The organism is Tabrizicola sp., from assembly GCF_016792905.1.
Lineage (GTDB): Bacteria > Pseudomonadota > Alphaproteobacteria > Rhodobacterales > Rhodobacteraceae > Tabrizicola.
Window position 1 is genome coordinate 1 of the sequence record NZ_JAEULP010000060.1, and the last position, 23,008, is coordinate 23,008.

The 23,008-nt window shown below is 67.0% G+C and carries 20 protein-coding genes and 1 tRNA gene; 10 read left to right on the forward strand and 11 right to left on the reverse strand.

Annotated features, from left to right (window positions below; translation table 11 throughout):
* Positions 1-1,830 (reverse strand): hydantoinase/oxoprolinase family protein (locus JNL31_RS12650; RefSeq protein WP_294973740.1); only part of this gene is annotated, 1,830 nt, incomplete at its 3' end.
* An 86-nt stretch (positions 1,831-1,916) separates the two neighbouring features.
* Here JNL31_RS12650 and JNL31_RS12655 point away from each other — a divergent pair.
* From JNL31_RS12655 to JNL31_RS12665, 3 genes are read left to right on the forward strand one after another with little or no spacing between them, the layout of a single operon-like run.
* Positions 1,917-3,065, forward strand: coding sequence for a Xaa-Pro peptidase family protein (locus JNL31_RS12655; protein WP_294973741.1), 1,149 nt, complete (start codon positions 1,917-1,919; stop codon positions 3,063-3,065).
* Positions 3,066-3,119: 54 nt separating this feature from the next.
* Complete coding sequence (locus JNL31_RS12660) at positions 3,120-3,566, forward strand: thiol-disulfide oxidoreductase DCC family protein (protein WP_294973743.1); 447 nt, start codon at positions 3,120-3,122, stop codon at positions 3,564-3,566.
* On the forward strand, positions 3,563-5,176 hold the full coding sequence (locus JNL31_RS12665; RefSeq protein ID WP_294973745.1) for an SDR family oxidoreductase: 1,614 nt from the start codon (positions 3,563-3,565) through the stop codon (positions 5,174-5,176). The genes JNL31_RS12660 and JNL31_RS12665 overlap by 4 nt, the downstream gene beginning before the upstream one ends.
* Before the next feature lie 32 nt (positions 5,177-5,208).
* Here JNL31_RS12665 and JNL31_RS12670 read toward each other — a convergent pair whose 3' ends face one another.
* Positions 5,209-5,862, reverse strand: coding sequence for an arylesterase (locus tag JNL31_RS12670; protein ID WP_294973746.1), 654 nt, complete (start codon positions 5,860-5,862; stop codon positions 5,209-5,211).
* Positions 5,863-5,905: 43 nt separating this feature from the next.
* Between JNL31_RS12670 and JNL31_RS12675 the strand changes: the two genes are divergently transcribed.
* Positions 5,906-6,601 carry an ATP-binding cassette domain-containing protein gene (locus JNL31_RS12675; RefSeq protein ID WP_294973748.1) on the forward strand — a complete coding sequence of 232 codons (696 nt, stop codon included), beginning with the start codon at positions 5,906-5,908 and terminating at the stop codon, positions 6,599-6,601.
* Positions 6,598-9,111 (forward strand): FtsX-like permease family protein, encoded by a 2,514-nt coding sequence (locus tag JNL31_RS12680; RefSeq protein ID WP_294973750.1) that lies wholly within the window; start codon positions 6,598-6,600, stop codon positions 9,109-9,111. Before JNL31_RS12675 ends, JNL31_RS12680 begins: the two co-directional genes overlap by 4 nt.
* Before the next feature lie 68 nt (positions 9,112-9,179).
* On the opposite strand, the gene JNL31_RS12685 is transcribed toward JNL31_RS12680, so the two are convergent.
* The 4 genes from JNL31_RS12685 to JNL31_RS12700 all read right to left on the reverse strand — a co-directional run bounded on the left by JNL31_RS12685 (position 9,180) and on the right by JNL31_RS12700 (position 12,190).
* Entirely contained in the window at positions 9,180-10,091 is a 912-nt protein-coding gene (locus JNL31_RS12685) for a pirin family protein (RefSeq protein ID WP_294973751.1), read from the reverse strand.
* A gap of 124 nt (positions 10,092-10,215) precedes the next feature.
* Positions 10,216-10,659: a hypothetical protein gene (locus tag JNL31_RS12690; protein WP_294973754.1), complete on the reverse strand. Its 444-nt coding sequence runs from the start codon at positions 10,657-10,659 to the stop codon at positions 10,216-10,218.
* A 157-nt stretch (positions 10,660-10,816) separates the two neighbouring features.
* Positions 10,817-11,464, reverse strand: coding sequence for a GntR family transcriptional regulator (locus tag JNL31_RS12695; RefSeq protein WP_294973855.1), 648 nt, complete (start codon positions 11,462-11,464; stop codon positions 10,817-10,819).
* 33 nt (positions 11,465-11,497) lie between these two features.
* Positions 11,498-12,190, reverse strand: coding sequence for a SprT family zinc-dependent metalloprotease (locus JNL31_RS12700; RefSeq protein ID WP_294973757.1), 693 nt, complete (start codon positions 12,188-12,190; stop codon positions 11,498-11,500).
* A gap of 123 nt (positions 12,191-12,313) precedes the next feature.
* Here JNL31_RS12700 and JNL31_RS12705 point away from each other — a divergent pair, with 123 nt between their 5' ends.
* A complete protein-coding gene (locus JNL31_RS12705; protein ID WP_294973760.1) occupies positions 12,314-12,649 on the forward strand; it encodes a TIGR02300 family protein in 336 nt (111 codons plus the stop codon).
* A 105-nt stretch (positions 12,650-12,754) separates the two neighbouring features.
* Positions 12,755-12,830, forward strand: a tRNA-Ala gene (locus JNL31_RS12710).
* Between the two features lie 400 nt (positions 12,831-13,230).
* On the opposite strand, the gene JNL31_RS12715 is transcribed toward JNL31_RS12710, so the two are convergent.
* Positions 13,231-16,383: an efflux RND transporter permease subunit gene (locus tag JNL31_RS12715; RefSeq protein ID WP_294973762.1), complete on the reverse strand. Its 3,153-nt coding sequence runs from the start codon at positions 16,381-16,383 to the stop codon at positions 13,231-13,233.
* Positions 16,380-17,474, reverse strand: coding sequence for an efflux RND transporter periplasmic adaptor subunit (locus JNL31_RS12720; protein ID WP_294973764.1), 1,095 nt, complete (start codon positions 17,472-17,474; stop codon positions 16,380-16,382). The genes JNL31_RS12715 and JNL31_RS12720 overlap by 4 nt, the downstream gene beginning before the upstream one ends.
* Positions 17,475-17,812: 338 nt before the next feature.
* Here JNL31_RS12720 and JNL31_RS12725 point away from each other — a divergent pair, with 338 nt between their 5' ends.
* Positions 17,813-19,171: a DEAD/DEAH box helicase gene (locus tag JNL31_RS12725; RefSeq protein ID WP_294973766.1), complete on the forward strand. Its 1,359-nt coding sequence runs from the start codon at positions 17,813-17,815 to the stop codon at positions 19,169-19,171.
* 3 nt (positions 19,172-19,174) lie between these two features.
* Here JNL31_RS12725 and JNL31_RS12730 read toward each other — a convergent pair whose 3' ends face one another.
* Entirely contained in the window at positions 19,175-19,555 is a 381-nt protein-coding gene (locus JNL31_RS12730) for a helix-turn-helix domain-containing protein (protein WP_294973768.1), read from the reverse strand.
* A 99-nt stretch (positions 19,556-19,654) separates the two neighbouring features.
* Here JNL31_RS12730 and JNL31_RS12735 point away from each other — a divergent pair, with 99 nt between their 5' ends.
* Positions 19,655-20,671: a zinc-binding alcohol dehydrogenase family protein gene (locus JNL31_RS12735; protein WP_294973770.1), complete on the forward strand. Its 1,017-nt coding sequence runs from the start codon at positions 19,655-19,657 to the stop codon at positions 20,669-20,671.
* Between the two features lie 15 nt (positions 20,672-20,686).
* On the opposite strand, the gene JNL31_RS12740 is transcribed toward JNL31_RS12735, so the two are convergent.
* Positions 20,687-21,142 (reverse strand): hypothetical protein, encoded by a 456-nt coding sequence (locus JNL31_RS12740; protein WP_294973771.1) that lies wholly within the window; start codon positions 21,140-21,142, stop codon positions 20,687-20,689.
* Between the two features lie 359 nt (positions 21,143-21,501).
* Here JNL31_RS12740 and JNL31_RS12745 point away from each other — a divergent pair, with 359 nt between their 5' ends.
* Positions 21,502-22,080 carry a thymidine kinase gene (locus tag JNL31_RS12745; RefSeq protein WP_294973773.1) on the forward strand — a complete coding sequence of 193 codons (579 nt, stop codon included), beginning with the start codon at positions 21,502-21,504 and terminating at the stop codon, positions 22,078-22,080.
* Here JNL31_RS12745 and JNL31_RS12750 read toward each other — a convergent pair.
* A complete protein-coding gene (locus tag JNL31_RS12750; protein ID WP_294973775.1) occupies positions 22,053-22,988 on the reverse strand; it encodes a DMT family transporter in 936 nt (311 codons plus the stop codon). The two genes, JNL31_RS12745 and JNL31_RS12750, sit on opposite strands and share 28 nt — an antisense overlap.
* Positions 22,989-23,008 lie beyond the last annotated feature (20 nt).

Below are 23,008 nucleotides of genomic sequence, written 5' to 3' on the forward strand. Positions count from 1 at the left end.
GATCGGCCGACCCGCGGCTGTGCCAGGGGCCAGGTCCGGCAGCCCCGCGCCGCCGCCTTCGGCCTCGACCGCAAGCATTTCAAAAAGCAGCGCGCGCTCTGGCGACGTAAAGCCGAAACGGGCCTGATGCGCCTTGGCGAAAGCGTCGCGCATCGCGTCTTCATCCCCGAAGCGAACGGCAAGCGACTGGTGTTGTCCGTCATAGCGCAGATGGGCAGTGCGAGTGATGCGGGGGGCTGTGATGCCCTGAACGGCAAGTTCGGCACTGGCCTCGGCAACCAGACTCTCAATTCGTGAACGGGCATTCTCGATGTCAGAGAGCGGCGCATCGAATTGCACCTCTCGAAGCGAACGCAGGTCAGCAAGCCCCATGCCGAAAGCAGAAAGCACTCCGGCCTGGGGATGGATGAAGACGGTCTTCATGCCCAGAGCGTCGGCGACGCCGCAGGCATGCTGCCCGCCCGCCCCGCCAAAGCATTGCAGCGCGTAAGTGGTCACATCATGGCCACGCTGGACCGAGACCTTCTTGATCGCATTGGCCATGTTGTCGATGGCGATCCGCAGGAACCCCTCGGCGATCACCTCCGGCGGATCAACCCGCCCGGTCACCGCCGCGACCTCGTCCGCAAGGGCGACAAACTGCTGCCGCACCACCTCGGCATCCAAGGCCTCATCGCCACCCGGACCGAAGACCGCCGGGAAATGCGCGGGCGACAGCCGCCCCAGCATCACGTTGCAATCGGTGATCGTCAACGGCCCGCCCCGCCGGTAGCTCGCCGGCCCCGGATTGGCCCCCGCGCTCTCCGGCCCGACCTGGAAGCGCCCGTCCCGGAAGGAACAGATCGACCCGCCCCCCGCCGCGACGGTGTGGATATCCATCATCGGCGCCCGCATCCGCACGCCAGAAACTTCCGTCTCGAACGAACGTTCATAAACCCCCGCATAGTGGCTCACGTCGGTCGAGGTGCCCCCCATGTCGAACCCGATCAGCCGGTCGAACCCGGCGGCTTCCCCGGTCCGCACCATGCCGACGATCCCTCCCGCCGGGCCCGAGAGGATCGCATCCTTGCCCTGGAACCGCCCTGCCTCGGTCAGCCCCCCGTTCGACTGCATGAACAAAAGCCGCCCGGTCGCCCGTCCCATATCCAGCGCGCCCTCGACCTGCGCCACATAGCGCCGCAGGATCGGCGAGAGATAGGCATCGACCACCGTCGTATCGCCCCTTGGCACCAGCTTCGCCAGACGAGAGACCTGATGCGACAGGGAAATCTGGCTGAACCCGACCTCCCGCGCCAGCTCTCCCACCCGTGCTTCATGGACCGGGTTCACATGCCCATGCATCAGCGCGACGGCCATCGCCGCAATCCCCTCGGCGCGCGCCTGCGACAGGGCCGAGATCACCGCCGCCTCGTCCAGTGGTCGAAACTCCGCCCCCTCGGCATCCAGTCGGCCCGGAATCTCGAACACCTGTTCGTAAAGAAGATCTGGACGCAGAATGTTCAGCTCGAACAAGGAAGGTCGCGCCTGAGTTCCGATCCGCAAGAGGTCGCCGAACCCCTCGGTGATCAGCAGCGCAACCCGCTCCCCCTTCCGCTCGAGGAGCGCGTTGGTCGCGACCGTCGTCCCCATCTTCACCGCCGCAATCGCGCCCTCCGGGATCGGCTCGCCCGCCCTCAACCCCAGGCAATCGCGGATGCCCTGCACCGCAGCATCCGGATAGCGCTCGGGGTTTTCCGACAACAGCTTTGCCGTCACGAGCCGCCCGTCCGGCGCCCGCCCCACCACGTCGGTGAAGGTGCCCCCCCGGTCGATCCAGAATTCCCAAGCCATGCGCCACCTCCATCCCCCTTTCGTGACCCGCCGCATCGCCAGATGCAACACTTGACCGAAGCCCCGTCGCGGGCTTTCCTGACGCCATGCCGCTGCACTTCACCCCCGCCGAATACGCCGCCCGCCAGGTATCAGCCCGCGCCGCCCTGCAAGCCGCTGGCCTCGACGCGCTTCTGATGTTCGCGCCCGAAAGCCATTTCTGGATTTCCGGCTACGACACCTTCGGCTTCGCGATGTTCCAGTGCATGGTCCTGACCGCAAAGGGGGACCTTCACCTCCTGACCCGCACCCCCGACCTGCGTCAGGCGCTCTACACCTCGACCCTGACCGCCGACCAAGTCCACATCTGGCAGGACATCGAGGGCGCCAGCCCCGCCCGTGATCTCGCCAATCTCCTGAATGACCTCGGCGTCACCGGCCCCGTCGGCTATGAATCCGACACCGTCGGCCTGACCGACCGCACCGGCCGCGCGCTCCATGCCGCGATCCCCGGCCTCATCGACGCCTCCGACCTGATCCGCGCCCTACGCCGGGTGAAATCCCCCGCCGAGATCGAGATGCACCGCCGCGCCGCGCAGCTCTCGGACGACGCGCTGGACCAGGCCATTGAACTCGCCCGGCCGGGAGCCTTCGAGGGCGACATCCTCGCCGCCATGCAGGGCGCCGTGTTCAAGGGCGGCGGCGATTATGCGGGCAACGAATTCATCCTCGGCTCCGGCCCCGGCGCCCTTCTCTGCCGGTACTACTCGGGCCGTCGGCACCTGTCGGCCACCGACCAGCTGACGCTCGAATGGTCCGGCACCTACGCCCGCTACCACGCGGCGATGATGCGCACCGTGCTGGTCGGCAAAGCCTCCGACCACCATTGCCGGATGCACGAGGCCGCCGTCGAGGCGCTTGAAGCCTGCGAGTGCGCCATCCGCCCCGGCGCACCGATGGGCGATGTCTACGCCGCCCACGCCAGGGTCTTTGACGCCCGCGGCCTGTCGCACGCCCGGCTCAAGGCCTGCGGCTACGGGATGGGCGCGGTCTACAATCCGATCTGGGTCGACTTCCCGATGTTCTACGAGAACAACCCCCTGATCATGCAGGAGGGCCAGGTCTTCTTCCTGCACATGATCCTGATGGACAGTGACGCGGGCGAGGCGATGACGCTGGGTCATTCGGTTCTGGTGAAGGCCGACGGCGTCGAAAGGCTGTCTCGTCACGGGCTTGACCTCATCCTGAACACCTGACTTGCGGCGCTGCGTCCCCTTGCGCTGCCCCCCGCGCCGGGCCACCCTTCCCGCATGACCACCTATTCCTACCGCGACGACCCCGCCGTCCCAGACTTCGACGACGGCGCCCCCGTCGCCGTGATGGATGCGCAATGCGCGATCTGCTCCTGGGGCGCGCGGATGATCCACCGGCTTGACCGCGCAGGCACCACCCGCATCTGCCCGATCCAGTCGCCGCTCGGCATGGCGCTCCTCCGCCACTACGGACTTGACCCGCTGGATCCGGCCAGCTGGTTATTCCTTGACGCAGGCCAGGCCCACAAGGATTTCGATGCCGTGATCCACGCGGGCCGCCGCTTCGGCGGGCTCGGCCTGCTGACCCAGACCCTCCGCCTGATCCCAGGGCACCTGCGCGACTGGCTCTACCGCCGCCTGGCCCGCAACCGCTACCGGCTCTTCGGCCGCGCCGACCTCTGCGCCCTGCCCGACCCCGCCCTGCAACGCCGCATCCTCAGATGAAGGTGCTGATCCTTGGCGGCACCGGCGTCTTCGGCGCCCGCCTCGCCCGGCTTCTGGCCCGCGACGGGCATGACCTGACCATCGCCGCCCGCTCCCCCGAGCCCGCCCGCGCGCTGGCCGCCGAGCTTGGCGCCACCGCCATCCGGATCGACCGCAACGGCGACCTCTCCGCCCTGCAGGGCCATGACGTCATCGTCGACGCCGCCGGTCCCTTCCACGCCTATGGCGCCGATCCCTACCGCCTCGCCCGCGCGGCCCTCGCCGCTGGCGCCCACTACCTCGACCTAGCCGACAACGCCGCCTTCTGCGCCGGGATCACCACGTTGCAGACCGAGGCCAGCGCAGCCAACCGCGCCGCAATCTCCGGCCTTTCGTCCGTCCCCGCCGTCTCCAGCGCCGCCGTCCGCGCGCTCACCGGCGCCGACCAGCCCCTGCACATCGACAGCGCCATCCTCCCCGGCAACCGCAGCCCGCGCGGACTGTCCGTCATGGCCTCGATCCTCAGCCAGGCGGGCCGCCCCTACCCGCTCTACCGGACGGGCGAATGGACCACCGCCACCGGCTGGTCCGCCCCCAGCAGCTACTCCCTCCCCGGCGGCATGAACCGGCAGGGCTGGCGGATCGAGGTCCCCGACACCCGCCTCTTCCCGGCGCATTTCGGCGCGCAGACCGTCGACTTCCGCGCGGGCCTCGAGCTTGGGATCATGCGCTATGGCCTCGCCGCCTTCGCCACCCTGCGCCGCCTGATCCCCTTCCCCGTCACGCTTCCCCTCGTCCGCGGTTTCCGCTTTGTCGCCGACCTCCTCGCCCCCTTCGGCACCGGCATCGGCGGCATGTCCGTCACCGTCACCACCGCCTCCCACCGCTATCACTGGAGCCTTCTGGCCGAGAGCGGCGAGGGCCCCCTCGTCCCCGCGATCGCCATCCGCGCCCTCCTGCGTCGCCCGACCCTGCCGACCGGAGCCACACCCGCCCTGGAAATCGTTACGCTCGACGAGTTGCAAACCGCCATGTCCGATCTCGCCATCCGCTTCGAGCGGCGAAGCGAGGCGCTGGACCCGATCTTCCCCCGCATCCTCGGCCCTGCCTTCGGCTCCCTGCCCGAAACCGTCCGTGCCACGCACCAGACGGCAGGCATCACGCGCTGGCAGGGCCGCGCCTCGGTCACGCGCGGAACCGGCCTCTGGAGCCGCTTCCTCGCCACCCTCTTCCGCTTCCCGCCCGCCAGCGAAGACACGCCCGTCGAAGTCACCAAGGCCGTCACCGCCAAAGGAGAAATCTGGACCCGCCGCTTCGGTCCCCGCAGCTTCCGCTCGCACCTCGCCGCCACCCCGAACGGCATGACCGAACGCTTCGGCCCCTTCACCTTCCTGCTCGGGCTGACCGTGGCCGAGGGCGCATTGCACTACCCGGTGCGGTCCGGTCGCCTTGGCCCCCTGCCGCTGCCCGGCTGGCTCCTTCCCCGCTCCGAGGCCCGCGAATACGCCGAAGACGGCCGCTTCCACTTCGACGTCCGCCTGTTCGCGCCCCTGACCGGTGGCCTGATGGTCCACTATCGCGGGCATCTGATCCCGGCCAATCCCGACGATCCCAGCCCCCCGCAAGTCTAAAAATTTTCGCGAAGATTTTTAGACTTGCCCGCTCACGCGCCAACCCTCGCCAGCAATTCCTCCACCTTCGGCCCCAGCCCTTCGACGATCAGCCTCACCCCCTCCGGATTGGGATGGATGCCATCCGCCTGCATGAAGGCCGCCATGGATGCCGGATCCGCCGGGTCCGCCCCGGCTGCCCTCAGCCCGCCAAAGAAATCATCTGCCAGCAGCGCACCATACTGCGCCGACAACTCGCCATACATCGCGTCGAAGGCCGCCTTGTACTCTGGCCCGAAATTCCCCGGCGCCTTCATGGCGACCAGAAGCACCGGCAGTTTCCGCGCTGCCGCTTCCTTCAGGATGCCGTCAAGGTTCGCCTTCGCCTCCGCCGGGTCGATCCCGCGCAGCATGTCATTGCCCCCCAGCGTCACGATCAGCGCATCCGCGTCCGGACCCAGCGCCCAGCCGATGCGGGCAAGGCCCCCCGCCGTCGTGTCCCCCGACACACCCGCGTTCTGCACCACCACGTCGTGCCCGCGCGCCTTCAGCCAGCCCTCCAGCCGCGGCACCAGCCCCGTCGCCGGGTCCGCCAGCCCGTATCCCGCCGTCAGGCTGTCCCCCAGCGCGACGACCGTCACCGGCTCGGCTGCCGCCATGCCGGCCAGCAACAACGTGACCGCAAGCCCATTGCGGACCCCCCGCATCGCGCCATATCCCTTTGAGAGCATTGCCCCAAGGAACCCCCGCATGACCGACGCCATCCTCGCGCTCACCGACGCGCGCCTGACCCTTGCGGGCAACGCGGGCCTGGTCGACATCCTGAAAGGGATCACCCTGGCCATCCACAAGGGCGAGACAGTCGGGCTCATCGGGCCATCGGGGTCGGGCAAGTCATCGCTCCTCATGCTTATGGGCGGGCTGGAACGTGCCACCGGGGGCCGGGTGCTGGCCTTGGGGCAGGACCTGACCGCGATGGACGAGGATGCGCTCGCCCGCTTCCGCCGGGGGAATATGGGGGTTGTGTTCCAAAGCTTCCACCTGATTCCCACGATGACCGCGCTGGAGAACGTGGCCCTGCCGCTGGAACTGGCCGACGCGCCCGACGCCTTCCCTCGCGCCGAAGCCGAGCTGATCGCCGTCGGCCTCGGCCCCCGGATGCACCACTACCCCGCCCAGCTGTCCGGCGGCGAACAGCAGCGCGTGGCCCTCGCCCGCGCCGCCGCCCCCCGCCCCGCGATCCTTCTCGCTGACGAGCCCACCGGCAACCTCGACGGCGTCAACGGCCAGGCGATCATGGACCTCCTCTTCGGCCTCCGCGACCGCCACGGCGCGACGCTTGTCCTTGTCACCCACGCGCCCGAACTGGCCGAGCGTTGCGACCGGGTGATCCGGCTTGCCGACGGCCTTGTCGTGGCTGACCCGCTCGCGAAAGCCGCCGAATGAGCCTGTCTCTGACCATCGCCCGGCGCGAGCTTCGCGGCGGCCTGCGCGGCTTCCGCGTCTTCCTCGCCTGTCTCGCCCTCGGGGTCGCCGCCATCGCCGCTGTCGGCACGCTCCGGACCGGCATCCAGCAGGGCCTTGCCGACCAGGGCGCCGTGATCCTCGGCGGCGATGCCGAGATGCGCTTCACCTACCGCGCTGCCGATACGGACGAACGCGCCTTCATGGACCAGATCGCCACCAAGGTCTCCGAGGTCTACGACTTCCGCTCCATGGCCCTGACCCGCGACGACCAGGCCCTGACGCAAGTGAAGGCCGTCGACGACGCCTGGCCCCTGACCGGCGCTGCCCAACTCGACCCGCCGATCGCCGTCACTGACGCCCTCGCCGACCATGACGGCCTCCCTGGAGCGCTGATGGACCCGGTCCTGATCGACCGTCTCTCCCTGAAGCTAGGGGACACGTTCCGCCTCGGCACCCAAACCTTCCGCCTCACCGCCGCCCTGACCCGCGAGCCCGACAGCGCCTCCACCGGCTTCACCCTCGGTCCCCGCACCGTGGTCCGCTCCGACGCCCTCAAGACCTCAGGCCTCCTCGCCTCGGGCTCGATGTACGAAACCCGCTACCGCCTGCTCCTCCCGCCGACGGCCGACCTTCAAACCATTGAAACATCAACAGAAACTACCTTCCGCGACAAGGGGATGCGCTGGACCGACAGCCGCAACGCCGCCCCCGGCATCGAACGCTTCGTCGAGAACATCGGCAGCTTCCTTGTCCTCGTCGGCCTCGCCGGGCTGGCGGTGGGCGGGGTCGGCATCTCCGCCGCGATCCGCTCCTACCTCGACGGCAAGGTCGAAACCATCGCCACCCTGAAAACCCTTGGCGCCGAGGGCGGTCTGATCTTCCGCAGCTACCTCTGGCAAACCGCGCTCCTCTCCGTCCTTGGCATCCTGATCGGCCTCGCCCTCGGCGCCCTGATCCCCCTCCTCGCCGCCCCCCTCATCGAGGCCTCGCTCCCCTTCCCCGCCGACATCCGCCTCTCCCCCGGCGCGCTCCTCGAAGCCGCCTTCTACGGCACCCTTTCCGCCCTGATCTTCACCCTCCTCCCCCTCGCCCGCACCGAGCGCATCCGCCCCGCCGCCCTCTATCGCGGCGGCACCGGCACCCGCGCCTGGCCCCGAAAGCGCTACCTCGCCGCGCTCATCCTCCTCACCCTCGCCCTGATCGGAGCCGCCGCCTGGCTCTCGGGCATCTGGAAACTCGCCCTCGGCGCAGCCGGAGGAGTCCTCGGCGCCCTGATCATCCTCGCACTCGCCGCCCTCGCACTGCGCAAGGCCGCCAGACGCCTCGCCCGCACCCGCCTCACCCGGGGCCGCCCCGCCACCCGCGCCGCCCTTGCCGCCATCGGCGCCCCAAGGTCCGACGCGACATCGGTCATCCTCTCCCTCGGCCTCGGCCTTTCGGTCCTTGCCGCCGTCGGCCAGATCGACTGGAACCTGCGCCAGGCCATCGCCACCGACCTGCCGACCCGCGCCCCCGCCTTCTTCTTCATCGACATCCAGCCTGACCAGCTCGACCCCTTCCTCGCGCTGATGAAAGAGAACCCCGCCGTCACGGATATGGAAACCGCCCCCATGCTGCGCGGCGTGATCACCCGGATCAACGACCGCCCCGCGCGCGAGGTCGCAGGCGACCACTGGGTCGTTCGCGGCGACCGCGGCATCACCTATGCCGCCACCCCCGGCCCGAAGACCCGGATCACCGCCGGAAAATTCTGGCCCGAGGACTACACCGGCGAGCCGCAGATCAGCTTCGCCGCCGAGGAAGCCGGGGAAATGGGCCTGAAGCTCGGCGACCGGATGACCGTCAACATCCTCGGCCGCGACATCACCGCGACGATCACCTCGTTCCGCGAGGTCGATTTCTCCAACGCCGGAATGGGCTTCGTGATGACCCTGAACCCCTCCGCCCTCGCCGGGGCGCCCCACACCCATATCGCCACCGTCTACGCCCCGCCCGAAGCCGAAGGCGCAATCCTGAAAGCCGTGACGAAAGCCTGGCCCAACATCACCGCCATCGGCGTGCGCGAGGCGGTGGACCGTGTTGCCGAGGCGCTCTCCGCCATCGCCACCGCCACCGCCTGGGCCGCCGCCGGGACGCTCCTCACCGGCTTCGTCGTGCTGATCGGTGCCGCAGCCGCAGGCGAACGCGCTCGGATCTACGAATCCGCGATCCTGAAGACCCTGGGCGCCACGCGGGGCAGGATCCTCGCCAGCTTCGCGCTCCGCTCCGCCCTGATGGGCGCCGCCGCGGGCGTCGTCGCCGTCAGCGCCGGGGGCATCAGCGGCTGGGCGGTAATGATCTTCGTGATGGACACGACCTATCGGTTCGAGCCCGTGTCGGCCATCGGCATCGTCCTGGGCGGCATCCTCGCCACCCTCCTCGCCGGTCTCTTCTTCGCCCTCAGACCGCTGTCGGCCCGCCCGGCCCAGACGCTACGGGCGCAGGAATGATTTTCATACTGGTACAAGTATCCCACGGGGGTGCGGGGGTGTGAAACCCCCGCTCCGACGGCAGATCCTCAATGCGACGGGCGAATGAAGGTCCCGTTCCGCAGCTCGCTGAACGCCTGCCGCAACTCGGCTTCCGAGTTCATCACGATCGGCCCGGCCCAGGCCACCGGCTCCTCGATTGGCGCACCGGACACCAGCAGGAACCGCACCCCCTCCGGCCCCGCCGTCACCGTCACCTCGTCGCCCGCGCCAAAGCGCACCAGCGTCCGGTTGCCGGACAGGTCGCGGATGTTGACCTCCTGGCCCTGTACTTCCTTTTCCAGCAGCACGCCCTCGGGCCGCGCCGCGTCACGGAAGTTGCCAGCGCCTTCGAAGACATAGGCAAAGGCCCGACGGCGGGTGTCGATCTGGAACGTCTTGCGTTTGCCCGCAGGCACGAAGACATCCAGATACTGCGGGTCGGCGGCAATGCCATCGACCGGGCTTTTCACCCCGCGATAGTCGCCGATCACCACCCGGATCGAGGTGCCGTCATCCTCATGCCGCTCGGGCAACTCGCTGCCCGCGATGTCCTGATAGCGCGGCGCGGTCATCTTCAGCGCGCGCGGCAGGTTGCCCCAAAGCTGGAAGCCATGCATCCGGCCCTGATCGTCACCCTTCGGCATCTCCTGGTGCAGGATACCCCGCCCGGCGGTCATCAGCTGCAACGACCCCGGCCCGAGCACACCCTTGTTGCCCAAGGAGTCGCCATGCTCGACGGTCCCCGCCAGCACATAGGTGATGGTCTCGATCCCCCGGTGCGGGTGCCAGGGGAACCCGGCGGCATAGTCGCTTGGCCGGTCATTGCGGAAGTCGTCAAAGAGCAGGAACGGGTCCGCTTCCGTCGGGTCCTGGAACCCGAAGGCGCGATGAAGACGGACGCCCGCGCCCTCGATGGCAGGTTCGGCGCGGCGGGTTTCGAGAACGGGACGGATGGACATGACGTGTCTCCCTTGCGTTGCATTGGGGCAAAGATGGGCCCATGCAGGCCACACGCAAAGGCGCAAATGCGGGGGTCGATTGTGCAAGGATGCACGGAGCGGAACTGGGGGCTAGGATCAGTGGCTACTTGCGGAGTCGATAGATCGTGTAGGCCCATACCAGCACGATGCAGACAAGCGCGAATGTCGGGTCGACAAAGCTGACGCTGACTCCGTCAGGCTTGTTCTGCTCAATGAACTGCGAGACCCCGTTCTCGCCACGGATGACCATCCCTGCCAAGGCACAGCCCCCCAGAAATAGTGTCATACCGATGGATTGCTGAATCTCTTCATGGCGCTCGGGAGAGACGTGCCGGCCCATCAAGATTTTGGTTCCGCGCAGAATTAGCGCAACAATACCCACGAAGGCCCACAGACTCAGAACAAACACGCCAAAACCGAGTGCTGCGGAACGGTTCCAAAAGGCGGTCGCGATCGAGATAGCCAAAGGAATGATAAGCCAAAGCCAGTACTTGTGAGAAATCCGACCGACGGTTTCCGTCAGATGATCCTGTCTATCATCAGTCACTGACATACATCCTGAATCCGCTTCTGGCGCACTGTGGGGCTTCTCTGACTACCGGATCGTGCACTCGCGACCCTTTCATTCAAATCTGAACAAACCCCTAACGCCCACACCCAACCCCTTGATTTCACTTCCCCCAAGATTCTGTCCACTGTGGACATCACCCCGTCAGATGCCGCAGCCCCTGGGTCACATCGGTCCTGACCGCCAGCCGCAGCCCCGGCTCGTCCCCCGCCTTCAGGGCCGCCAGGATCATCCGGTGATGATGCGGCGGCTCCCTCCGCTTGACCCGCGCATAGACCGCCCGCATCGTCGGCCCCAGCTGCAGCCAGACCGTTTCGCACATCGCCAGCATCGCCGGGGTCTGGGCCCGCAGATAGAGCGTCCGGTGGAACTCCAGGTTGGTGCGGACATAGGTCACCGCATCCCCCCGCACCGCCGCCTCGCCGTTCATGAGGTTGATCGCCGTCAGCCGCTCGATCAGCGCGAAATGGGCCCGGGGCAGCGCCCGCGCCGCCATCTCCGGCTCCAGCAGCGCCCGGATCGCCGCCAGCTCCTCGATCCGCTCCGGCGTCAGCTCCGGCGTCGATATCCGGCCCGAGGAGGACAAGGTCAGCGCCCCCTCGGCCACCAGCCGCCGCACGGCCTCCCGCGCGGGGGTCATCGAGACGCCGAACTGCTTGCCCAGCCCCCGCAGCGTCAGCGGTTGACCGGGGTCCATCTCGCCATGCATGACCTGCTGGCGCAGCGCCCGGTACAGCCTTTCATGCGCGGCGGCGTTGGGATCGGGGGGGCGCGGGGTCAGCATGGCCCGCATGGGAACACCCGGGCCCCGCGGGGGTCAATCCTGAAAGCGAAAGCCGTGCAGGGTAGAGCCGTTCGCCTTCAGCCAGTCACGGTGCCGCTTCCAGTCCGGACAGATGCCGGTCACGACTCGCCAGTAGGCGGGGGAATGGTTCAGTTCGACCAGATGCGCAACCTCATGCGCGGCGACATAATCCAGCACCTGCGGCGGGGCCAGGATCAGCCGCCAGGAATACATCAGCCGCCCGTCGGGCGAGCAGGAGCCCCAGCGCGAGCGGGTGTCGCGGATCGCAAGCGAGGTGTAGCTGCGACCGACCAGCCCGGCATAGCGGGTCGAGGCACTGGCGAGCCGGTCGCGGGCCAGGACCTTCAGCCAGGCGGCGACCCTCGGCCCGACCGTTGCGGGATCACCGGGAACGAGAAGCCGGTCGCCATCGGCCCTGACCCCCCGGCCTGTCGCTGCGGTCAGGGTCAGATCGGCCCCCTCGACCGGGATCACCGCGCCATGGCCGACCGCCCGCTGGGCCGAGGCGGGCATCGCCGAAAGGGTCTGGCGCAGCCAGTCCTCGTTGCCCTTCAGGAAGGCCAGCGCCTCGCCCTCGCGGGCGCGGAGCGGCATCGACAGCGTCACCTTGCCGTCCAGCCGCGAAACGCGCAGCGAGAATCGCCGGGCGCGTGAGGATCGTTTCAGATGCACCTCGACCGGCGGCGTTCCTGGCAGGACCGGCATGAAAACCCCTTGAATGCTTGGCGAACCATAGCCATTTCCCGCGGGCGACAAAAGGCTTTGACAGTCGCCTGCACCTGTGGCAAGCGGCAGCTTTCCTGCTATCGACCATATCAAGGGACCACCATGCCCAAAGCAGAATGGGGCACGAAGCGCATCTGCCCGACGACCGGCAAGCGCTTCTACGACCTGAACAAATCCCCGATCGTCAGCCCCTACACGGGCGAGGTCGTGGACATCGAATCCGTCCGCCGCAAGATGGCCGCCTCGGTCATTTCGCGCGCCGTGCCCGACAAGGACGACGACGTCTTGGTCGAGGATCTGGAGAACGAAGACGCGCTCCTGGAAGGCGCACCGGCCGATGACAACGAGATGGACGACGATCTTCTGGAAGATGACGCCGACGACAACGTCTCGCTCGATGACCTGGCCGACGTGCCCGGCGACGAGGAAGAAGTCTGAGGGCAAACGCCGGAGCAAGGGCCCAATTTTCCCCCTTGCACCCCCCGGCGACCTGTCCTAGATACCCGGCATCGCGGCGGCAACGGCGTGATGCTTCTCTCCGGTGGGGTCATAGCTCAGATGGGAGAGCGCTTGAATGGCATTCAAGAGGTCGGGAGTTCGATCCTCCCTGGCTCCACCAAAGAGAGACTGAAAGCGGGGCGGTTCTGACCGCCCCTTTTCATTTCTTCCCCTGACAGAACCCCTGGCCCAGACCTCCGCATGGTGAGGTCAATCGGACATGCGCCATGCTGCCGACCGGGCCGCCGCCCGGCGAGCTGTCTGCCGTGCAAGTGTCTGGGAGCGTTGCATTAATCCGCGATCATTTCGTCAGGAACGCCGTCTTGCAACCATCTTGCTTGCATCTTCCTTCCGTCTCTACGCACGGCAGGACGCAAAAACGTTAACCACGCGGCGCGAATCGGGGGCCGAACCCGTCATCCCGGCGGGGACGGAGAGCCGACCGACGACTTCGGGCCGGTGGACGCCGCCTACGATGGTCTGACTGTGAGCCGGTCGGTGCGCCGTAGCGCACCCTTCGATCATTCGGCAGGTTGAGCGCGGCCCCTGCGACCCCGCAGCTTTTCCGGCCGGTGTTCGGCATACCAGGCCCGCCGCTTCTCGCGCTGCCAGAACCAGGGCTTCGGATGGTCGGCCCGTGTCACCAGCATCAGCATCGAGGGGATGATGATCAGCGTCAGCACCGTGGCGAAGGCAAGCCCGTAGACGATGGCCGACGACAGCGCGATCCACCATTGGGTCGAGGGCGCCCCGATGGTGACTTCGTGGTTCAAGAGCTCCATGTTCAGCCCGAAGGCGATGGGCAGCACACCCAGGATCGCGGTCAGTGCTGTCAGCACCACGGGGCGGGCGCGTTCGCGGCAGGTCTGGAGGATCGCCTCGATCTTCGGACGACCCTCGCGTCGGAGCGAATCGTAGGTGTCGATCAGCACGATGTTGTTGTTCACCACCACGCCCGCCAGCGCGATGATCCCGATCCCGGTCATCACCATGGTGAAGGGCTGCGCCATGATCATCAGCCCCAGCAGGACGCCGATGGTCGACATGATCACGGCCGACAGCACCAGCCAGACCGAGGTGAAGTTGTTGAACTGCGCCAGCAGCACGATGAAGATCAGGAAGATCGCCGCGGCGAAGGCCTTGGAGAGGAAAGCCCCGGCGGCGGCCTGTTCCTCATCCTCGCCCGCCAGCTTCCAGCGGATGCCGTACTGGTCGAGCCCGGCGGCATCCATTTCCTTGGTGATCTGGGCATAGATCGCATCGGCCTGCACGCCTTCGCGGATGCCCGCTGCAACTGTGACCGTCCGCGCCCCGTCGAGCCGGGTCAGGTTGCCGGTGGTGGGCGCGGCGGTGCGGGTGACGAAGTTGGAGATCGGCACCGACCCTTCGGCCGTCTGGATGCGCAGCTGGTCAAGCGCCGAAATGGTGCGCTGGTCGGCGGGCAGGCGCAGCACGATGTCCACCGCGTCGTCAGCCCCGGCGGGGCGATAGTCCGACAGTTTCAGCCCGCTGGTGACAAGCTGCACCATGCCGCCCACGGTGGACGGCGCGATGCCGTAGCGCGAGGCGGCGCCGCGGTCGACCTGAAGCTCCCAGTCCACGCCGGGGGGTGGCAGGCCGTTCGAGATGTCGATCACGTCGGGCACGGTGGCAAGCTTCGCGGCGACCTTCAGGGCGACTTCGTTCAGGTGGGTCGGATCGTCGGAGGAGAGCTGGATCTGGATCGCCTTGCCGGTGGGCGGCCCGGCCTGGGGAACCGAGACCTGGATGTCCACGCCGGGAATGCCGACCATCGCCTGCCGCAGGTCAGCGAGGATCGCGTTGGCGTTCTTCCGTTCGCGCCAGTCGACGAATTCGTACTGGATCACGCCGATCACGTCCGGATCGACGTCGTTGCCCTGGCCATTGCCCGCGCCGGTCCGGGTATAGACCGTCTCCACTCCCGGCCAGCCGAGGATGCGCTTTTCGGCCTGGGCCACCAGCGCATCCTTTTCCGCGATGGAGAGGTTTCCGCGCGCCTTGACGTAGAGGAGGCCGAATTCAGGTTCGACGTCGGGGAAGAAGATCATCCCCTTGCCGTATTTCGCATAGCCGAAAGGCACTGCGACGAGGAGCCCGATGGCAAGGAACAGCATGATCACCGGATGCCGCACCGCCTTGCCGACGACCCACATGTAGGGGCCGTCCTTGTGTTCGGGCGGGTGCTTGAAGGGCTTGGCAATGATCGCGCCAAGGGTCGGCACGAAGATCAGCGCGTAGACCAGCGAGGCGGAGAGGGTGACGATCAGGGTGATCGGCAGGTATTTCATGAACTCGCCGACGATGCCGGGCCAGAAGAGAAGCGGCGAGAAGGCGGCGACGCGGGTCATGGTGGCGGCGACGACAGGGCCGGTCATCCGGTGCGAGGCCATGGCGAAGGCCTCGCGCTTCTCCATCCCCTCGGACATCCGGCGTTCGGCGAATTCGGTGACGATGATCGCATCGTCGACCAGCATGCCCACGGCAAGGATCAGGGAGAAGAGGACGACGATGTTGACGGTGTAGCCCATCAGCGACAGCGACAGCATCCCCATCAGGAACGAGGCCGGGATGGCCAGCCCGATCAGGAGGGAGGCACGGACGGAGAGCGCGTAGAGGATGACGATGAAGACCAGGATCACCGCGGTCAGGACCGAGTTCTGCAGGTCGAACAGCAGCTGGCGGATGTCCTTCGACTTGTCCTGGCTGAAGCTGACCTCGGTGCCTTCGGGGAGATATTGCTTGAAAGCCTCGGTGACGGCCTTCACCTGATCCACCGTCTCGATCAGGTTGGCGCCGGTGCGCTTTGACACTTCGATGGCGATGGCGGGTTGGCCGTTCAGCCGCGTTACCGTCTCCGGCTCTTTCATCGTCGGCAGGATGTCGGCGATGTCGCGGACCCGGACGGTGGCGGTGCCGGTGGAAACGACGGGCAAGTTCGCCACGTCCTCGATGGTTTCCAGAAGCGAGGGGACCTTGATTGCATAGCGGCCTTCGGCGCCTTCCAGCGCACCGGCAGCGACCAGCTGATTCCCGGCGGCGAACCCGGCGATGAGGATGTCGGGGCGCAGGCCATAGGTTGCCAGCTTGCCGGGGTCGATCACCACCTCGACCAGGTCGTCGCGCACGCCTTGCAGTTCGGCGTTCAGGACCGGGGGCAGTTCCTCGATCCGGTCGCGCAGTTCGCGGCCTGCCTTGGCGAGCGCGCGTTCGGGAACGTTGCCGGACAGAGTGATGACCAGGATCGGGAATTCCGAGAGGTTGACCTCGTTCACCGTGGGTTCGTCGGCGCCGTCCGGAAGCTCGGGCCGCGCCATGTCGACCTTGTTCCGCACATCGTCCAGCGCCTTCTTCAGGTCGGCCCCGGCCTGGAATTCGATCAGCACGTTGCCGCCGTTCTGGTAGGCGGTCGAGGTCATCTTCTTGATGCCGGTGATCGACTTGATCGCCGTCTCCATCGGGCGCAGCAGCAGACGCTCGCTGTCTTCCGGCGAGATGCCGTCATAGTGCATGGAAACGTAGAGGATCGGGATCTGGATGTCCGGCTCGGCTTCCTTCGGGATCGAGACGTAGGCCAGGGTCCCGGCCAGCATCAGGAACAGAAGGACCGAGATCGTCAGCCTTGCGTTGGCGATGGCGGTTTCGACGAGTCTCATTGGCCGACCTCGGCCACGACGTCGACCTTCTCGCCGTCCTGCACCAGGTCCTGCCCGGCGGTGATGATCCGAACCCCTTCGGGAACGCCGCTGACGACCAGGCCCTCTGGCGTGTCGTCGATGATCGTCACGGCGGCGAACTGGGCCAGGTTGTCGGCCCCGACGACGCGCAGGCCAAGCTGGCCGTCCTCGGCCAGCGTGATGATCGAGCGCGGCACCACCACGGCGCGGGTGGGCTTGGCGTAAAGCGAGACCTCGGCCGTCATCCCGGAGGGCAGCGTCAGGTCGGGGTTCGGCAGGGCGATTTCCACCGGGAAGGTGCGCGTCTCGGCCGAAGCTTCGCGCGCGACAAGGCGGACGGTGCCGTCCATCTCGGTGCCATTCACGAGGCGGACCTTGGCGGTCGAACCGGCGGCGACACTGCCCAGATCCACTTCGCTGACCTCGGCCTTCACGAGGATCGGGTCGAGCGACAGGATGGTGGCCACCGGCATCCCGGTCTGCACCCACTCGCCCAGCTCGACCGAGACGGAATCGACGATCCCGGCGAAGGGGGCCTTCAGGCGCAGACGATCGGCGGCGGCCTGGGCGCGGGCAAGTTCGGCAGCGGCGGCGTCACGGGCCGAGCGGGCGTTGGTCAGGTTCGATTCCGAGGTGCTGCCACCCTGAAAAAGCTTTTCAGCCACGGCAAGGTCGCGCTCCTTCTGGGCCAGCGCGATCTCGGCGATCTTCTCCTGCGCCACGGTTTCCGGACCCTCCAGAACCATCACCACGGCCCCGGCCTCGACCATGCCGCCCTTCGAAAGCGCCAGCGAGGCGATCACGCCCTCGGCCCGGGCCGCAAGGTCGGTGCGCTTGTCCGCCTCGGTGATGCCCGACAGCCGGATCGCGCGGGCGTGGTCGACGAATTTCGGCTCGACCGCCGACACCGTGCGGACCAGCGGAGCCGTCTCGGCGGGCGCAGCTTCCGTAGGGGATTCCTTACCCCCGGCCGTCTCAGCACTGCCGACCGAAGAGAACTCTCCGGTCGCGATCCAGGCGACGGCGCCGACCATGACGCAGAAGGCAGCAATTCTGTGGAACTTCGGCATGATCGGAATTACCCAAGGAAGCTGTTGATCGGAAAGGACTACGTCCGTCGCGGGTCGACACCTGGCCTCGCCGCCGGACCATTCGCAAGACTGGATACGCGGACGCGAGAAGTGATAGCGCTCGCGGGAAACAAGGTCCAGCCTGCTGTTGTAACCGCTTTGGCTTGACTTCTGTCGCCAAAGCACCCATGTCGCCCGTATCCGAAGCCCGTGCCGCGTGAGCACCGAAAGGCCCGGACATCTGGTTCCCACAGTCACGCAGGGGCGCCGCTTGCGGCACGGTCACGGGCATTCGCCCGGGGCGAGGGTCGCGGGCCCTCTGAACACTGGGACCACCCATGACCACTTTTGCCGAACTCGGCCTGTCGCCGAAAATCCTGAAAGCGCTGGAAAAGACCACGCTGAAGACTCCCACGCCGATCCAGGCGCAGGCCATTCCCCATATCATGCAGGGTCGTGACCTGATGGGCCTCGCCCAGACCGGCACCGGCAAGACCGCCGCTTTCGGCCTGCCCCTGCTGCACCGGCTTCTCGACATCGGCCACCCGCCGGGGCCGAAGAACGTTCGCGCCCTGATCCTTGCGCCCACGCGCGAGCTGATCGGCCAGATCAAGGACAATTTCGAGGTCTTCACCAAAGGCACCGCCGTCAAGGTGACGATGGTCGTCGGTGGCGCCAGCCTCTTCAAGCAGGCGCAAGCGCTGTCGAAAGGCACCGATGTGCTGGTGGCAACGCCGGGCCGTCTGATCGACCTTCTGGAACGCGGCGACGTGTCGCTTGAGAAATGCGGTTATCTGGTGCTGGACGAAGCCGACCACATGCTCGACATGGGTTTCATCCATTCGCTGCGGAAGATCGCCAAGCACATCCCGCTGAAGCGCCAGACGCTGCTGTTCAGCGCGACGATGCCCAAGGACATTTCCGAAATCGCCGACACCTACCTGCGCGACCCGATCAAGGTTCAGGTCGCGCCGCCCGGCAAGCCGGTGGAGCGGATCAGCCAGGGCGTCCACTACCTGCCCACGGGCGACAAGGCCAAGGTGCTGGAGGAGTATCTCAAGAAGCATCCGGGCGAGCAGGCTCTGGTCTTCGGCCGCACCAAGCACGGGTCCGAGAAGCTGGCGAAGCTGCTGGCGACCTGGGGCTTCAAGGTCGGCTCGATCCACGGCAACAAAAGCCAGAACCAGCGCGACCGCACCCTGACCGAGTTCCGGGGCGGCGAGCTGGATGTGCTGGTGGCGACGGACGTGGCCGCGCGCGGCATCGACATCCCGACGGTGCGCCATGTCTACAACTTCGACATGCCGAACGTGCCGGAAAACTACGTCCACCGCATCGGCCGCACCGCGCGGGCGGGGGCGGACGGGTCGTCGATCAGCTTCTGCGCGCCCGCCGAAATGGGCGAGTTGCAGGCGATCGAGAAGCTGCTGAAAGCCCCGCTGCCGGTCGTCGGCGGCGCGCCCTGGGCGGCGGATGTCGTGGCCGCAGCACCAAAGCCGGGCCAGAACCGGGGCCAGCGGCCTGGCAATGGCGGGCGGCAGGGCCAGAAGCTGACGGCCAAGCCGCAGGGCCAGCGGTCGGGGTCAAAGCCCGCGGGACAGGGCCGCCCCGGCGGTCAGGGCAAACCCGGCGGTCAGCGCCAGGGCCAGGGCAAACCGCAGGGCGGCAGCTTCGCCCCCCGGCGCGACAGCCGCTAGGCATCAGGCGGCGTCCGGGCTTTCCAGTGCGGACGCCGTGGGTTTGCCATAAAGCCCAAGATTTGCGTCGCCCCAAAGCTTCAGGGCCTGCAGGATCGGCTCCATGCTGCGGCCCAGGGGTGACAGCGCATAGTCCACACGCGGCGGCACTTGCGCAAAGACTGTGCGGGTGATCAGCCCGTCCTCCTCCAGTTCGCGCAGCTGGTTGGTCAGCATGCGCGGGGTCGCCTTGACGATCCGGCCCAGCGCCCCAAAGCGCAGCGTGCCCTGGGTCATCAGATGGAACAGGATCACCGACTTCCATTTGCCGTCGATCAACCCGATTGCCGCCTCGACCGAACAGCCGGGCGCGCAATCCAGGCGCGAGAAGCGGGGCTTGGCCATCATGGTATCCTTTTCGACAGTATAGGCTGATTTTGTGCGTATTGCCGGAAGTGAGCATAAGGCGCATCTGTGATCCGAGACAAGTGAAAGGATCAAGACATGAAAGCTGTCGGCTATCAGACCCCCGGAACAATCGACCGCGAGGACGCCCTTGAGGATATCACCCTGCCCCGTCCAACGCCTACGGGTCGCGACCTTCTGGTCGCGGTCCGGGCTGTTTCCGTGAACCCGGTCGATACGAAGGTTCGCCGTTCTGCCGCACCTGAACCGGGCCAGAAGAAAGTCCTCGGCTGGGATGCGGTTGGCGAGGTCGTGGCTGTCGGACCCGACGTGACCGGCTTCCGCCCCGGTGAGCAGGTCTACTACGCCGGGTCCATCACCCGCTCCGGCGCCAACGCCGAGTTTCACCTGGTCGACGAGCGCATCACCGGCCACAAACCGGCCAGCCTGTCCGACACCCAGGCTGCCGCCCTGCCCCTGACCGCGATCACAGCCTGGGAGGTGCTGTTCGACCGGCTCGATGTCCGCCGCCCGGTCCCGGGGGCTGCGAATGCCGTGCTGATCATCGGCGGTGCGGGTGGGGTCGGCTCGATCACGATCCAGCTTTTGCAGGCGCTGACCGACCTTACGGTCATCGCCACGGCGTCACGCCCGGAAACCGAGGCGTGGGTGCGTGAGCTTGGCGCGCACCACGTCATCGATCATCGCAAACCCCTGGCGGAACAGGTCGCGGCTCTTGGGATCGGCGCCCCGGCCTTCGTGTTCTCGACCACGGAAACCGAGACTCATTTGACGGAAATCGCCGCCCTGATTGCGGTTCAGGGCCGCCTTGCGCTGATCGACGACCTGAAGGCACCCATCGACATCTCGCCCTTCAAGCGCAAGTCCGTGTCGATCCATTGGGAGATGATGTTCACCCGCTCGATCTTCGGCACAGCGGACATGCCGGAGCAGGGGCGCATTCTGGATGCCGTGGCAAAGCTTGCTGACGACGGCAAGATCCGCAGTACGCTGACCGAGGTGTTGAAACCGATCAACGCCGCAAACCTGATCACCGCACACCGCCTTATCGAAAGTGGCACGGCTCGCGGCAAGATCGTCCTGGAAGGCTTTTGAGTTCCGGGGCGAGCCTCAGCTCGCCTCTTCCTCCAGGTTCAGCTTCATCTCCAAGAGCACCTGCTGGATCGCCAGCGTCTCGCGCAACAGCCGCTTGGCTTCGTTGATCGAAATCTTCCCGTCGCCGATGGCCTGGTTGTATTCCGCCATCAGCATCCCGAACCGCTGCGCCAGCGCGACGACGTCCTGGTTCACCCCGGTTGTCGAGGCATTCCGTTTTTCGCCGTCATAGGACAGGGTGATCCCCCGCAGGTCGGCCAGTGCCGCCGTGACATGCGGAAACCGGCTGGAGGTTTCCAGCTGGGCCACCACGTCGATCGGCATGAAACGGTCGTCGTGTTCGTCGCTGTCGGAATAGTAGCGCCCGAGCGTGGCCTTCGACTTCCCCGTCATCTCGCAGGCGGCTTCGATGCCCACATCCTTCACCAGGGCCTCGGTATGTTTCTTCAGGTAGGACGCGATCGACATCAACAGGCTCCACACTCCCCGGTCGGATCGGGGAAACACGACGGTTTTTTCCCATTAATCGGATGGGAACCCTTTGTCATGAATAAAGATGTTCCGGCGACCCCGGAACGGTAGCGAGTGGCCGGTGTCCCCAGCACCGGCATGGGTGGGGCCCGCCGCATCAGACCCGAAACGGGATGACGGCGGAGCCGCCGAAACGTGGCGGGCCCGTGTTTTGCAAGTGGACGGGGCGATCCGTCCCGATGGTGCTGTGTGTGTGTTTGCGGGCCCGCGTTCCCGCCCGAGTGAGTGTTCCCTTCTGTTCCCGGGTTGCGTCCGCACCATCTTGCGGCGCAACCCGGTGATCGGCTAGGGCTCTGGCCATGGCCAAGCTCTACTTCCACTATTCCACCATGAACGCGGGGAAATCGACCTCGCTGCTGCAAGCCTCGCACAACTACCGCGAAGGGGGGATGCAGACCTATCTGATCACCGCGCGGCTGGACAATCGCGCCGGCAAGGGCCGGATCGCCAGCCGGATCGGCATCGGCGAGGATGCCGACACCTTCGCCCCCGGTGAGGACCTGTTCGAAAAACTCAAGGCGCGCTTTGCCGACGGCCCGGTGGCCTGCGTCTTCATCGACGAGGCGCAGTTCCTTTCCAAGCCGCAAGTCTGGCAACTGGCCCGCGCGGTCGACGACCTGGGCGTGCCGGTGATGTGCTACGGCTTGCGCGTCGACTTCCAGGGCAACCTTTTCCCCGGCTCGGCAGCGCTTCTTGCCTGGGCGGACGAGATGCGCGAGGTGCGCACGATCTGCCATTGCGGCAAGAAGGCCACCATGGTCATCCGGCGCGGCCCGGACGGGCGGGCGCTGAAAGAGGGCGAACAGGTGGTGATCGGCGGGAACGAGACCTACGTCAGCCTCTGCCGCCGTCACTGGAGAGAGTCGATGGGCGACTGAGCCGCAGTGGGGCGGGCGATCAGCATGCCCGCCAGCACGATCAGCGACATGCCCGCGACGGCGATCCAACTCAGCTCCTCACCCCAGAGGATGAAACCCCAGGCGGCCGAGGCGGGCAGGATGACGTATTCGAAGACCGACACGCGCGAGGCCTCGGCGATCTGGTAGGCCTTCACGATCATGCCGACGCCCAGAAGCGAGCCCGCGGCCTGCACGAAGGTCCACCACAGGAACTCGCCCGTCGGCCAGACCGGGCCGCGCTGCAGGAAGCCCTCGGCACCCTCGGGCACCGGCAGCGGGAAGGCCCAGAGCACGGCCATGCCGATCAGACCGATCACCCCCAGCATCCCGAAGAACCCCGCGAGGATCGTCTCGGCGCTTTCGCCCGCGCACCATTCGCGCGTCGCGATGTTGCCCATGGCGTAAAGCGCTCCGGCGATCACCGGCAGCAGGGCGGCGAAAGTGGCGCCGGACAGCGCCTCGGGACCAAGGACCAGCACCACCCCGGCAAAGCCCAGGATGACGGCGAGGATCTGAAAGCCCCGGATGGTATGGCCATAGGCGAAGCGCTGGATCAGCAGGACGAAGATCGGCGCGGTGAAAAGGCCCGCCGCCACCTGCGCGACGGGCAGGAAGGCCAGCGCGCCGAAATAGATCACCATCGCCGCGCCATGGATCGCCGAGCGCGCCAGCACCGCCTTCGGACGCCGGGGGCGAAGCTTCAGCCGCAGGGGAAGCGCCAGAGCCGCCAGGATCGCGATGGCCATCGTCGTGCGGGTCGCGTGGAACTGCCAAAGCCCCGCATCCCGCGCGATCACCCGGACGTAGTTGTCGGTATAGGCGATGACGCAGGCATAGATCAGCACCGCGCCAAAGGCGGCAAGAGTTCGGTTCGGGGCGTGGGTCATCTGCTCGTCCGGCTTCGCTT

Coding starts and splice junctions, on each gene's coding strand:
- JNL31_RS12705 (WP_294973760.1), top strand. CDS start 12,314: ATGCCCAAAGCAGAATGGGGCACGAAGCGCATCTGCCCGACGACCGGC.
- JNL31_RS12700 (WP_294973757.1), bottom strand. CDS start 12,190: ATGCCGGTCCTGCCAGGAACGCCGCCGGTCGAGGTGCATCTGAAACGA.
- JNL31_RS12680 (WP_294973750.1), top strand. CDS start 6,598: ATGAGCCTGTCTCTGACCATCGCCCGGCGCGAGCTTCGCGGCGGCCTG.
- JNL31_RS12685 (WP_294973751.1), bottom strand. CDS start 10,091: ATGTCCATCCGTCCCGTTCTCGAAACCCGCCGCGCCGAACCTGCCATC.
- JNL31_RS12720 (WP_294973764.1), bottom strand. CDS start 17,474: ATGCCGAAGTTCCACAGAATTGCTGCCTTCTGCGTCATGGTCGGCGCC.
- JNL31_RS12675 (WP_294973748.1), top strand. CDS start 5,906: ATGACCGACGCCATCCTCGCGCTCACCGACGCGCGCCTGACCCTTGCG.
- JNL31_RS12695 (WP_294973855.1), bottom strand. CDS start 11,464: ATGCTGACCCCGCGCCCCCCCGATCCCAACGCCGCCGCGCATGAAAGG.
- JNL31_RS12735 (WP_294973770.1), top strand. CDS start 19,655: ATGAAAGCTGTCGGCTATCAGACCCCCGGAACAATCGACCGCGAGGAC.
- JNL31_RS12665 (WP_294973745.1), top strand. CDS start 3,563: ATGAAGGTGCTGATCCTTGGCGGCACCGGCGTCTTCGGCGCCCGCCTC.
- JNL31_RS12660 (WP_294973743.1), top strand. CDS start 3,120: ATGACCACCTATTCCTACCGCGACGACCCCGCCGTCCCAGACTTCGAC.
- JNL31_RS12655 (WP_294973741.1), top strand. CDS start 1,917: ATGCCGCTGCACTTCACCCCCGCCGAATACGCCGCCCGCCAGGTATCA.
- JNL31_RS12725 (WP_294973766.1), top strand. CDS start 17,813: ATGACCACTTTTGCCGAACTCGGCCTGTCGCCGAAAATCCTGAAAGCG.
- JNL31_RS12670 (WP_294973746.1), bottom strand. CDS start 5,862: ATGCGGGGGGTCCGCAATGGGCTTGCGGTCACGTTGTTGCTGGCCGGC.
- JNL31_RS12730 (WP_294973768.1), bottom strand. CDS start 19,555: ATGGCCAAGCCCCGCTTCTCGCGCCTGGATTGCGCGCCCGGCTGTTCG.
- JNL31_RS12745 (WP_294973773.1), top strand. CDS start 21,502: ATGGCCAAGCTCTACTTCCACTATTCCACCATGAACGCGGGGAAATCG.
- JNL31_RS12750 (WP_294973775.1), bottom strand. CDS start 22,988: ATGACCCACGCCCCGAACCGAACTCTTGCCGCCTTTGGCGCGGTGCTG.
- JNL31_RS12715 (WP_294973762.1), bottom strand. CDS start 16,383: ATGAGACTCGTCGAAACCGCCATCGCCAACGCAAGGCTGACGATCTCG.